This is a genomic window from Janthinobacterium sp. P210006 (assembly GCF_036231885.1).
Taxonomy (GTDB): Bacteria; Pseudomonadota; Gammaproteobacteria; order Burkholderiales; family Burkholderiaceae_D; genus Janthinobacterium; species Janthinobacterium violaceinigrum.
Genome location: NZ_JAZARD010000005.1, coordinates 352,001 through 363,590 on the forward strand (window position 1 = coordinate 352,001; position 11,590 = coordinate 363,590).

The following is an 11,590-nucleotide window of genomic DNA, read 5'->3' on the forward strand; positions in this document are numbered from 1 at the left end:
AATCATTCCTTCTCAATCAAGGAGTGACCATGCACGATGCGATGCCCGCACACCCGGTACTCGGGGTGATCGGCCGTTCCGGTAGCGGCAAGACGACCCTGCTGGAATTTGTGGTGAAGGAACTGGCGGCGCGCGGCTTGCGCGTCAACCTGGTCAAGCACAGCCACCATGACCTGGCGCTGGAACCGCCGCAAAAGGACAGCGCCCGCCTGCGCCTGGCCGGCGCGGCGGAAGTGTTGGTGGCCTCGCCGTACCGTTTTGCCATCGTGCACGAGCTGCGCGGTGCGCCCGAGCCCAGCCTGGCGCAGCAGCTGGCCCGCATGGGGCCGGCAGACCTTACCCTGGTGGAGGGGTTCAAGACGGACCCCATTCCCAAGCTGGAAGTGTTCCGTCCGGAAGTGGGGCAGGCGCCCCTGTATCCGCATGACCCGCATGTGATCGCCGTGGCGTCGGACAGCCCCGCGCCAGCGGACTTGCGCGACGGCGTGCAATGGCTGGACTTGAATGCGCGCGAGCACGTGCTGGCCTGGCTGCTGCACAGACTGGAAAAATAAGCTAAAGGTTTGCCGGCGGCATCCGTTAACAGGGGTAGAACCTCATTGGAGAAACGTATGGACGTCGGAAGCATTGCTCAACTGTCAACCACGATGGCGGAGACAGGCACGCGGCAAGCCGTCGGCTTGACTGTCCTGAAAAAAGCCCAGGATATTCAAAGTTCGACTGCCACGGCCTTGCTGGAAGCGTTGCCACCGATACAGTCGGCGCCGAATCTGCCGGCTCACCTCGGTAACCGCATCAACACGACCGCCTGAGCGTAGTCACGCGGCGCCAGCCTGGCGCTCGCCGTACCCATGCCCACACCACCGTCGCCGACGGTGGCGCGTGGGCGTGTTTGTTTTTTCTTCCCTGTTTTTTCTATTCCGTATCCGGCATCGCCGCCCCTGCCTGCCTGCCCCTGCCTTGTTGACTAATTGACCATGGTTCGCCATGGCACGGCCGATTCAGTAGAATGACGTCCACGGCCGCGCCTTGCCCATGGCGTAGCCCGAGGCGCGCCATGGCGTAGCGCTTGTTTATCGCTTACCGCTTACCGATTACTTTGACCCATGCAAGAGGATTCCCCATGAACAAACGTCAAGCTCTCATCGCCGCCGCCCTCGCGGGCATCTGTGCCGGCACCACCGTCAACGCGGCTGCGCACGATGGTCCCGCCCCCGGCGACAAGGAAAAATGCTACGGCGTGGCCAAGGCCGGGCAGAACGATTGCGCCTCGTCCGATGGCGCGCATTCCTGCGCGGGCCAGGCGGAGGCGGACAACCTGCCCACGGAATGGACGTATGTTGCCAAGGGCACGTGCGAACAGGCGGGCGGCTCCGTCAAGCCCATCAAGGCCAGCAAGGCTGCCAAGCCGGCCACGCAACCCTAAAGCGCCCGCCAGCCTTCCATGCCGCAGCCCATCCAGGCGCTTGCCGGCGTCGGCCTGCGCGCCGCGCACTACCGCGATTTCCTGGAACGCCGGCCCCCCGTGGGCTGGCTGGAAGTGCATACCGAAAATTATCTGCAGCCGTCGGGCTGGGATAGTCATGTATTGGATACCCTGCGCCAGGACTACCCGCTCAGCCTGCATGGCGTGGGGCTGGGGCTGGGCTCCGCGCGCGGCTTTTCCGACAGCCATTTGCAGCGCGTGCGCGCCGTGGTGGAGCGCGTCGAGCCGGTCCTCGTGTCGGAACACCTGTGCTGGGGCGCCGTGGCGCAGCAGCAACTCAATGATTTGTTGCCGCTGGCCTTGAATGGCGCCGCCCTCGATTTGCTGTGCGCCAGGGTGGGGCGCGTGCAGGATGTGCTGAAAAGGCCGATCTTGCTGGAGAATGTCTCCACTTACCTGCGCTTTGCCGACGATGCCATGAGCGAAGCGCAATTCCTGGCGGAGCTGGCGCGCCGCAGCGGCTGCGGGCTGCTGCTCGATATCAATAATCTGTATGTGAATCAGTGCAATCACGGCGAAGATGCCTTGACGGCCATGCAGTCCATCGCGCCCGGCAGTGTGGGCGAGCTGCACCTGGGCGGCCATCTGGTAACACCGCATGCCGTGATCGACCACCATGGCGCTGCCGTGGCCGCTCCCGTCTGGGACTTGTATGCGGCAGCACTGCTGCGTTTTGGCGCCGTGCCCACCCTGGTCGAATGGGATACGGACTTGCCCGCCCTCGATATGCTGCTGGGCGAAGCGGGCAAGGCGCAGGCCATGCTGGCGCGCCATGCACCGCAGGCGCCATGGCAGGGAGCTGTGCTGGTACCGCCGCCGCCCGTGTCGGAGGGCGATGCGCTGGCGGCCGGCCAGCAAGCGTTTGCCACGGCCTTGCTCGATACGGCGGCAACCCTGCCACCGTTCGCGGGCGAGGCGGTGCCGCAGCGCTTCGCACTGTATCGCGGCAATATGAGCGCCACCTGGCGCCGCACCCTGGCGCACGCCTATCCCGTCGTGCTGGCGCTGGTGGGCGAGGAATTCCTTGGCGGTCTGGCGCGCGCGTATGGCCGGCAGATGCCATCCGATAGCGCGGATTTGAACCAGTTTGGCGCCCGTTTCGCCGATTTCCTGGCCACTTTCCCGCATGTGGCCGCCTTGCCGTATCTGCCCGACATGGCGCGCCTGGAATGGGCCGTGCACCGGGCCCATTACGCGCCCGCTGCGCCGGCACTGGCGCCCGAAGCCTTGGCCGCCATGCCTCCCGATCAGCTGGAAGCGCGCCGTCTTGCCTTGCATCCCGCCTGCGCCTTGCTGGAATCGGACTGGCAAGTGGGGGCCTTGTGGCAGGCCCATCAGGAAGGGGAAGGTCAGGGAATGTTTCCGCAAGAGATGCAGGCGGCCAGCCATGCACTGGTCTGCCGGACACGCTGGAAGGCGCAGGTGCTGCTACTGGATGGGGCTGCGCATGCCGCCTTGCAGGCCTTGCAGCAGGGGCAGACGTTTGGCGCCGCGCTCGATGCGGCGTTTGAACTGGATCCCGCATTCGATCTGGCGGCGCACTTGCGCCAGTGGCTGGCGCATGCGGTGTTGATGGCGTGAAGTTTTATTCGAAGGCCCGCAGCAGGCGCGCTTCGCCCGTCTGATCGCGGTACAGGGCATTCGCGGCCAGGGTGGCGTCCATCATGCGCGTGACTTGCTCCTCTTCGAAGCGGGCAAGCTCGGCAGTGGCTGCGACGAGAGCCAGTTCCAGCCTGGCGCGGGCGCTCTGGTACAGGCTGCTGGTGTATTTGTCTGTGTTACGCAGCAATTCTTCCGCGTTTTCTATTACCTGGCGCAAGTCGCCGATCAGGCGTTCCTGGCTGCGCGTACCTTGTTCGGGATGGTCCATGGCGCTTCCCCTCTGCAATCGATATTTGTCTGACAATAGCGACGTGTTGCAGCTTGATCCAGGCAACCGGGCTGGCAGCGGTGCAGGCTCGATGCATGGGGCTGCTTTCGCGCCCCATGCCGGGGTCAGACAGGAGCGACGACCGTGATACGGATATCGCCCACGCTGACGACCTGGCCGGCGCGGATCTTGGCGGTCTTGCGCAATTCCTTCTTGCCATCGACCTTCACCACGCCGCTATCGACCATGACCTTGCCTGCGCCACCACTGTCGCACAGGCCGACCAGCTTCAGCAGCTGGTTCAGCTCGACGAACTCGGATGTTAAATCAAAGCTTACTTTTTGCATTGTATCCCTTATTGCAATGATGTGTTTTAAACACTTGATGACGACCTCAACTAAGTCATAGTTTACCTGAAGCCGCCAGCAATGCAGGGTGGAAGTCAGCTTTTGTTGGGGCGCGTCATTTCCAATGGCACGATCCACGCACCGAATTGCTCTTCCGTCACAAAGCCCAGGGTCAGCGCCGCTTCCTTCAAGGTCGTGCCTTCGTGCTGGGCCTGCTTGGCGATTTGCGCCGCCTTGTCGTAGCCGATGTGGGGCGCCAGGGCCGTGACCAGCATCAGGGAACGCTCCATCAGTTCGGCGATGCGGTCACGGTTCGGTGCGATGCCGTGGGCGCAATGCTCGTCGAAGCTGCGCATGCCGTCGCCCAGCAGGCGCGCGCTTTGCAGGAAGTTGTGCGCAATCAAGGGCTTGAAGACGTTCAGCTCGAAATTGCCCGAGGCGCCGCCCACCGTGATGGCCACGTCGTTGCCGAACACCTGGCAGCACAGCATGGTCAGCGCTTCGCACTGCGTGGGGTTGACCTTGCCCGGCATGATGGAGCTGCCCGGCTCGTTCTCGGGAATGGTGATTTCGCCGAGGCCGGAACGGGGCCCGGACGCCATCCAGCGCACGTCGTTGGCGATCTTCATCAGGGCCGTGGCCAGGGTTTTCAGCGCGCCATGGGCGGCGACCAGGGCATCGTGGGCGGCCAGCGCGGCAAACTTGTTGCTGGCCGTCTCGAACGGCTGCCCCGTCAGGCGCGCCAGTTCTGCCGCGATGCGGCCGGCAAATTCCACATGGGCATTCAAGCCCGTGCCCACGGCCGTGCCGCCGGCGGCCAGCTGCAGCAGCGGCGGCAGCGATGCAGTGATGATGTGCTCGGCAAAGTCCAGCTGCGCCACGTAGCCGGAAAATTCCTGGCCCAGGGTCAGCGGGGTCGCATCCTGCAAATGGGTGCGGCCGATCTTGACGATGTCGGCAAATTCCGTCGCTTTCGCGTCCAGGGTGGCGCGCAGCTGGCGCAAGGGCGGCAAGACGGTGTTGGCGACGGCCAGCGCGGCCGCCACGTGGATGGCGGTGGGGAAGATATCGTTCGAGGACTGGCCCAGGTTGACGTCGTCGTTCGGGTGCAGCAGGCGCTCGGCGCCCCGCAAGCCGCCGATCAGCTCGGAGCCGCGGTTGGCCAGCACTTCGTTCATGTTCATATTGCTTTGCGTGCCAGACCCCGTCTGCCAGACGGCCAGCGGGAATTCCGCGTCATGCTTGCCGGCCAGTACTTCGTCGGCTGCCTGCGTGATGGCAATGGCTTTCTTGCCATCCAACAGGCCCAGGTCCAGGTTGACGTGGGCGGCCGCGCGCTTGACGGTGGCCAGGGCGGCGATCAGTTCGGGCGGCATCTTTTCCGTGGAGATATGGAAGTGCTCGAGCGAGCGCTGCGTTTGCGCTCCCCAAAGCCGGTCGGCGGGTACGTCGATCGGGCCGAAACTGTCGCGTTCGATTCTGCTACTCATGGCATCCCTTTCATCGATGGAGGTGGATCGAGTGTACTCCAGACGTCAAAAAGGCACAGGATGATGCTGTATTGCATCATTTTTGCCCTGGCCCATCTATATTTTTGCGATTTCCTGCCGTTAAAGAGAGGCGAGTAGCCCTTATTTATCCTGTTATCAAAGCGATCAGTCCATGCAGAGCAGCATCCTTCCCCGTTGGTCCCTGATCGCGTGCGCCGCCGCCAGCCTGGCCTTGCCGCCCGTCATGGCGGCCGAACTGGGTGACATGGTCGTGCTGTCGCATGTGGGCCAGCCCTTGCTGGCCGAGATCGAACTGACGGCCCTGGCGCCCGAGGAAGCCAGCGGCGTGGCCGTGCGCCTGGCGTCGCCCGATGTGTACCGGGGCGGCGGCATCGGCATGGATCCGGCCCTGCAGACCTTGACGATCAGTCCGCTGGAGCGCGCTGGGCGCCACTATGTGCGCGTGAGCACGCGGCAAGCGATCCAGGCAGGCCATGTGCACCTGTATTTATTGCTGGGCAATGGGAGTGGGGCCATCGTGCGCCTGGGCACCTTGTGGCTGACGCCGGCGCCGCCCGCCGCCAGCGCGCCAGCCAGGCCCGCCGTTCCGGCGCCCGCGCCCGCGCCCGCGCCTGTGCCCGTGCCGTTGCCATTGCCGCGCACCGCTTCCGCCGCGTTGGCGCCCGATGCCGCCGCGCTGGCAGCCCGCGCGCGCGCCGAAGGCCTGGTGCGGCCGGCGCGCATGTTCGTGCCGCCACCGGCCGTGCCTGCGCCGGTTTCCACGCCACTGCATCCGCTGGCAGCGCGCCGCGCCACGGCGCCCGCGGCCGCGTGCGCGCCGCAGGCCAATATGGGGGAGGCGCAAGCGTGCGTGGCGCTGGATGAAAAAAATACGGCCCTGAATGAGAAGCTCGGTGAATTGGAGGGCAAGATCGGCGCCCTGCAAAAGGCGCTGGCGCTGCCGGCCGCCACCGTTGGCTCCGTTGCGCCCGTCGCCGCGCCGGCCGTGGCGGACGCGCCCCATGCCAAGCCCAAGCCTTTGCACGCGGCGCCCCCGGCGGACAAGGAAAAGAAGGCAGGCGGCAATGGCTTGCTGTGGCTCGGTATCGGCACACTGGCCTTCCTGCTGTTGACGGCGCTCGTCGCGTATGTCGTGCGCAAGCGCAAACAGGCGGCGGGGCCGGGTGCGCCATCGAAATACTGGGTCTTGCTGCGCAAGCCATTCGGCCGCAAGAAGAAGGATGTGCCCGTGCTGACGGAAGCGGTGGAGGAAGAGGCGGCCGAGCCGGAAGCGGAGCCGTTCTCTCGTTAAGGGCAGGGCAAGGCGGGGCTGGAATTTGATATAAAAAAAGATATTGAAAAAAGACAGAAAAATGCTTGTATCGCGTGTTGCCTGTTTCTTAAATATGGTGATATGATTAATTCAGTGGACTTGCTCTACGACAAAACAGCCCCAGCCTGGCGCAGTCACCAACGATAGTGTGGCGCGGCAAACAGGTGTAGCGTTGCATAAACGCCTGGGTCTGGAAGCGGTTTGCGATGCCGACGATGTGCTCGCGAACGCCGGATGCAACCGGCAGCGAGGCGACGCCAGGAGATACCTGGGGCTCGCCTTCCAAATTCCCCTCCTTGTTTCCCGCGCGCCGCCGATGCCACGCTCCCGGCAAGGCGGCAGACGTAAAAAAAGCACCCGCGGGTGCTTTTGCTGTTTCTGGCGCTTGCTTGCTTACTTGCTTATTTACATGCGGGCGCGCGAGCCCGGCATTGCATTCGACAACTGCGTCATCCACGGTTCCGTGATGGTGCGGATTTCGCGGTCATTGGCCAGGATTTGCTTGAGCAAGTCGATCTTGCGCAGGCGCGAGGCGCCGGCCAGGGCAGGCACCTTGCCCGTCATGGCCGTGCTGGCGGCGCTGGCGCACTGGTTTTCCAGGGTGTCGAGGCCATCCCAGTCGCTCGAACGTGCGGCCACGACCATTTTATTGGTCATTCCTGCAATATTTTCATACATCGAGAGAACGTCGTTGGAGGTCATGAGCACACCCGTAACTAGTGAATGGATTACCGCTTGTCTAGATTAACGGCGTGCTGATCGGGAACTTGAGGGTATTTTTGAAAAAAAAGTGAAAATAATTTGCATGATTTCCGGCGAAGCGCCGGAATCGCCCGCCAAGCCGCATGGATGCTGGGGTGGCGAGTCCGGCGGCGGCAGATTTATTTGACGAGTTCTTCCAGTCCCGCGCTCAGTTCGGCCGGCGGCGGCATCTTGTCCACCAGCACCGAGGGCGGCAAGCCCAGCGCTTCAGCCACGTCGCTGGGGTAGCAGGCGATGATTTCCTCATTGCTCAACTGGTTTTCATCGATGCGCGCGCGCCAGGCGGCCAGATGCACGATGGCGGCCAGGCGGTTCAACGGCGGCTTGGCCAGCGGATCGGGGAAGGCGGCGATGGCTTCGGCAAAGGCGGCGGGGAACTTCCAGCGGCGCGTCAGTTCGGCGCCCACCTGCGCATAGTCATAGCCCAGCGACACCCGTTCCGCGTCCAGCCGGCGCGCATCGAGCGGGGGCGCGATCTTGTCGAGCTGCATGGCTTGCTCGGGCATGGCGGCATGGATCACCAGTTGTCCGATCGCATGCATCATGCCGATGGTGAACGCCAGGTCCTGGTTGTCGCCCGTCTGCCTCGCGATCCAGCGGGCCGACACGGCGCTGTGCAGGCTGTAGCGCCAGAATTGCTGCAGGTTCAGGCCGGGCACGGTCTTGAAGCCGCTGACGAGGCCCGAGCTGATGACGAGCGTGCGCACGGTTACAAAGCCCAGCATCAGCACGGCGTCTTCCACCGTGCCGATGCTGCGCGAGACGTGGTAATAGGCCGAGTTGGCCAGCCGCAGCAGCTTGGCGCTCAGCACGGGGTCCGCTCCCAGCTGGCGCGCGATGTCTTCCGTGGCAATGGCGGGGTTGTCGAAACTGCGCACCAGTTCATCGACGATCTTCGGGGCGGCAGGCAGGGCGTGGGGATGCTGGAACAGCGCTTCCAGTTGCATGGCAATCTCCTTGGCGTACACGCGGCACGGGGGTCGTGAAACTATAGGCTGATTTTTTATGCTCGGGCAAAAAAGTTCAGCAGCGGTTTTTGGGCGGGAAACACGCTATGATTTCAGCCCTGGTTACAGCTTATTGTCAGCACATTGTCAGCTCATTTTCAGCTATTTGATCGAAAGGATCGCCATGCACGGTTTGCGTTTTTCCTGGTCCCGGACGCCAGTCCAGGCTGCCATTGTCCTCGCCCTGGCCGGCGTCTCGCTGGCCGGTTTGCCGGCCCAGGCGCACGGCCAGGCCGCCGGCGACACGGCCGCCGCCCCCGTGAAAGTCTTGCCCGGCGACGACTTCTATGACTACGTGAACGGCGACTGGCTGCGCAGCACGCAGATCCCCGCCGACCGCAGCAGCTGGGGCTCGTTCGCCATGCTCGCCAACTCGACCAACGAGCGCATCATCGGCCTCGTCGAAGGCCTGGCGGCGGCGCCACAGACGGACGCGGCAGCGCGCCAGGTCAGCGATTTTTACCGTTCCTGGATGGATGAATCGGCTATCGAAGCGAAAGGCTGGGCGCCGATCAAGCCGCTGCTGAAGAAGATCGACGCCGTGCACGACCGGGCCGGACTGGCCCGCGCGCTGGGCGAGAGCCTGCGCGCCGACGTGGACCCCCTCAATGCCACGAATTTTTATACGGAAAACCTGTTTGGCCTGTGGGTGGCGCAAGACTTGAACGACACCACGCGCAACGTGGCCTATCTGCTGCAAGGCGGACTGGGTTTGCCCGACCGCGCCTTCTACCAGGGCGACAGCGCGCGCATGCAGGGCTTGCGCGCAGGCTACCAGGCGCATATCGCCGCCATGCTCAAGCAGGCCGGCTACAGTGATGCGCCGGCCCGTGCCGCGCGCGTGTTTGCGCTCGAGCAGCAAATTGCCGCGAGCCACGCCAGCCGTGAAGATTCGGCCGATGTCGCCAAGGGCAACAATGCGTGGCGCGCCGCCGACTTCGCCAGCAAGGCGCCGGGCCTGGACTGGAAGGCTTTCTTCCAGGCGGCCGGCCTGGGCGCGCAGACGGATTTCATCGTCTGGCACCCGACGGCCATGACGGGCAGCGCGGCGCTGGTGGCAAGCGTGCCGCTGGCTACCTGGAAGGATTTCCTGGCCTTCCATACGATCAACCATTTCAGCACCATTTTGCCGAAGGCGGCCGCCGACCAGCGCTTTGCCTTCTATGGCAGCGCCCTGAGCGGTACGCCGCAGCAGTCGCTGCGCAGCAAGCGGGCGCTGGCCGCGACGAATGCCGCCCTCAGCGATGCCGTCGGCAAGCTGTACGTGGAGCGCTATTTCCCACCGGAATCGAAAGCCCGCGTGCAAGACATGGTGACGAATATCGTTGCCGCCTTCTCGCGCCGCATCGACAAGCTGGACTGGATGGCGCCGGCCACCAAGGCGCAGGCGCAGGAAAAGCTCAAGACCCTGTACGTGGGCGTGGGCTATCCGGAACGCTGGGACGACTATGCGGGCTTGCGCGTGGTGCGCGGCGATGCGCTGGGCAATGTGCAGCGGGCGGAACAGTTTCATTACCGGCAGGAGTTGGCCAAGCTGAGCCAGTCTCCGGACCGCAAGGCCTGGGCCATGCCGGCGCAGCTGGTCAACGCCGTCAACCTGCCGCTGCAAAATGCATTGAATTTCCCCGCCGCCATCCTGCAGCCGCCGTTCTTCGATCCGGCTGCGTCCGATGCGGCCAACTATGGGGGCATCGGCGCTACCATCGGCCACGAGATCAGCCACAGTTTCGATGACCAGGGCGCGCAGTTCGACGCCCAGGGCAAGCTGCGCGACTGGTGGACGCCAGCGGATCTGGCGCATTTCCAGGCCGCGTCCAAGCAATTGGTGGCGCAGTTCGCGGCCTACAAGCCGTTTCCCGACCTGGCCGTAAATGGCCAGCTGACCCTGAGCGAAAACCTGGCCGACCTGGCCGGCGTGGCGGCCGCGCATGACGCGTTCACCCTGTCGCAGCAGGGCAAGCCGGCGCAGGCGGGCGCGGACCGCGATTTCTTCACGGGCTATGGCGTGAGCTGGCGCAGCAAGGCGCGCGAAGCGGCGGCGCGCCAGCAAATCCTCACGGATGGGCATGCGCCGGCGCAATACCGCGCCGCTACCGTGCGCAACCTCGACGCCTGGTATCCGGCCTTCGACGTCCAGCCGGGGCAGCAGCTGTACCTGGCGCCGGAACAGCGCGTGCGCGTCTGGTAGTTATAAAGGGGTGCCGGCGCGCAGCGCGCCGGCACCGTAAAATGGCGGCATATACCGACAGGATCGCCATGAAGCCAACCCCACCGCAAGATCCCATCCACGCCATCACGGGCCGCACCCTGGCCCATTACGATGCCAGCGCCGCGCAGTTTTTCGAAGGCACGCGCGACCACGACGTCAGCCAGAACATCGCCGCGCTGCTGCAGGCGATCGGCAAGCCCGCGCCCCTGGCGATCCTCGACCTGGGCTGCGGCCCTGGCCGCGATCTGAAGGCGTTCACGGCCATGGGCCACCATGCCACGGGCGTCGATGGCTGCCCCAGCTTCGTCGAGATGGCGCGCGCCTACAGCGGCTGTACCGTGTGGCAGCAGGATTTCGTCGACCTCGATTTGCCGGCCGCGCACTTCGACGGCGTGTTCGCCAATGCCGTGTTGTTCCACGTGCCCAGCGCCGTCCTGCCCTCCGTGCTGCGCGCCCTGTACGCCTGTTTGAAGCCGGGCGGCGTGCTGTTCAGCTCGAACCCGCGCGGACAGAACCAGGAAGGCTGGAATGGCGCGCGCTACGGCAGTTATCACGACGAGGAAACGTGGGCCGCGTATGTGCAGGCGGCCGGCTTCAGCCTGGTCGAGCAGTACTACCGCCCGCCGGGCTTGCCGCGCGACCAGCAGCCGTGGCTGGCCACCGTGTGGCGCAAGCCCGCGTGATCGCCGACATTCGCGCATATTGACCATGTGTTAGGAACCGTACAGAGCATTGATCCCCCACCCCGTAGTATGGACACATCGACACGCAGCAAGCAGTTTGCAACAGCGTGTGAGCCGCAGTACCGGCCCTTGCGGGCGGGACAACAGATGTACCAACTACAGTGAGGATCCATCATGAACAAAGATCAAGTCGAAGGTAAACTGAAGGAAGTCGGCGGTAAAATCCAGGAAGCCGCTGGCAAGATCGTCGGCAGCGAAGAACAGCAAGCCAAGGGCCTGGCAAACCAGGTCGAAGGCAAAGTGCAGAAGAAAGTCGGCGACGTGAAAGATGCGGTGGAAACCGTTACGCGCAAACCGTAATCTGGCGCACGCATAAAAAAACCGCCGCCTGTCGCGAGACAGG

13 protein-coding genes are annotated in these 11,590 nt (G+C 64.3%); 8 read left to right on the forward strand and 5 right to left on the reverse strand.

Annotated features, from left to right (window positions below; genetic code table 11):
* Positions 1-29: 29 nt before the first annotated feature.
* The 4 genes from mobB (at position 30) to bufB (ending at position 3,067) form a co-directional block, all read left to right on the forward strand.
* On the forward strand, positions 30-554 hold the full coding sequence (gene mobB / locus VPH41_RS24820) for a molybdopterin-guanine dinucleotide biosynthesis protein B (RefSeq protein ID WP_328571845.1): 525 nt from the start codon (positions 30-32) through the stop codon (positions 552-554).
* A 57-nt stretch (positions 555-611) separates the two neighbouring features.
* Positions 612-812 (forward strand): YjfB family protein, encoded by a 201-nt coding sequence (locus VPH41_RS24825; RefSeq protein WP_152259671.1) that lies wholly within the window; start codon positions 612-614, stop codon positions 810-812.
* Between the two features lie 311 nt (positions 813-1,123).
* On the forward strand, positions 1,124-1,426 hold the full coding sequence (locus tag VPH41_RS24830) for a BufA1 family periplasmic bufferin-type metallophore (RefSeq protein ID WP_152285328.1): 303 nt from the start codon (positions 1,124-1,126) through the stop codon (positions 1,424-1,426).
* Between the two features lie 18 nt (positions 1,427-1,444).
* On the forward strand, positions 1,445-3,067 hold the full coding sequence (gene bufB, locus VPH41_RS24835; RefSeq protein WP_328571846.1) for an MNIO family bufferin maturase: 1,623 nt from the start codon (positions 1,445-1,447) through the stop codon (positions 3,065-3,067).
* 4 nt (positions 3,068-3,071) lie between these two features.
* Here the strand turns inward: bufB and VPH41_RS24840 are convergent, their stop codons facing one another.
* The 3 genes from VPH41_RS24840 to fumC form a co-directional block, all read right to left on the reverse strand.
* Entirely contained in the window at positions 3,072-3,356 is a 285-nt protein-coding gene (locus tag VPH41_RS24840; RefSeq protein ID WP_034759786.1) for a hypothetical protein, read from the reverse strand.
* A 125-nt stretch (positions 3,357-3,481) separates the two neighbouring features.
* On the reverse strand, positions 3,482-3,703 hold the full coding sequence (locus VPH41_RS24845; RefSeq protein ID WP_035825476.1) for an RNA-binding S4 domain-containing protein: 222 nt from the start codon (positions 3,701-3,703) through the stop codon (positions 3,482-3,484).
* A 95-nt stretch (positions 3,704-3,798) separates the two neighbouring features.
* Entirely contained in the window at positions 3,799-5,193 is a 1,395-nt protein-coding gene (fumC, locus tag VPH41_RS24850; RefSeq protein WP_328571847.1) for a class II fumarate hydratase, read from the reverse strand.
* Positions 5,194-5,365: 172 nt separating this feature from the next.
* Between fumC and VPH41_RS24855 the strand changes: the two genes are divergently transcribed.
* Entirely contained in the window at positions 5,366-6,505 is a 1,140-nt protein-coding gene (locus tag VPH41_RS24855; RefSeq protein ID WP_328571848.1) for a type IV pilus assembly protein FimV, read from the forward strand.
* Positions 6,506-6,931: 426 nt separating this feature from the next.
* Here VPH41_RS24855 and VPH41_RS24860 read toward each other — a convergent pair whose 3' ends face one another.
* Both VPH41_RS24860 and VPH41_RS24865 read right to left on the reverse strand, forming a co-directional pair.
* The gene (locus VPH41_RS24860) at positions 6,932-7,228 is read right to left on the reverse strand and encodes a flagellar protein FliT (protein ID WP_152259626.1); all 297 of its coding nucleotides are present in this window, start codon (positions 7,226-7,228) and stop codon (positions 6,932-6,934) included.
* Between the two features lie 179 nt (positions 7,229-7,407).
* The gene (locus tag VPH41_RS24865; protein WP_152284802.1) at positions 7,408-8,235 is read right to left on the reverse strand and encodes an HDOD domain-containing protein; all 828 of its coding nucleotides are present in this window, start codon (positions 8,233-8,235) and stop codon (positions 7,408-7,410) included.
* 184 nt (positions 8,236-8,419) lie between these two features.
* On the opposite strand from VPH41_RS24865, the gene VPH41_RS24870 reads away from it, so the two are divergent.
* The 3 genes from VPH41_RS24870 (at position 8,420) to VPH41_RS24880 (ending at position 11,547) form a co-directional block, all read left to right on the forward strand.
* Entirely contained in the window at positions 8,420-10,483 is a 2,064-nt protein-coding gene (locus VPH41_RS24870; RefSeq protein WP_328571849.1) for a M13 family metallopeptidase, read from the forward strand.
* 68 nt (positions 10,484-10,551) lie between these two features.
* The gene (locus VPH41_RS24875) at positions 10,552-11,187 is read left to right on the forward strand and encodes a class I SAM-dependent methyltransferase (protein ID WP_328571850.1); all 636 of its coding nucleotides are present in this window, start codon (positions 10,552-10,554) and stop codon (positions 11,185-11,187) included.
* 174 nt (positions 11,188-11,361) lie between these two features.
* Positions 11,362-11,547 (forward strand): CsbD family protein, encoded by a 186-nt coding sequence (locus VPH41_RS24880; protein WP_077400637.1) that lies wholly within the window; start codon positions 11,362-11,364, stop codon positions 11,545-11,547.
* Positions 11,548-11,590 lie beyond the last annotated feature (43 nt).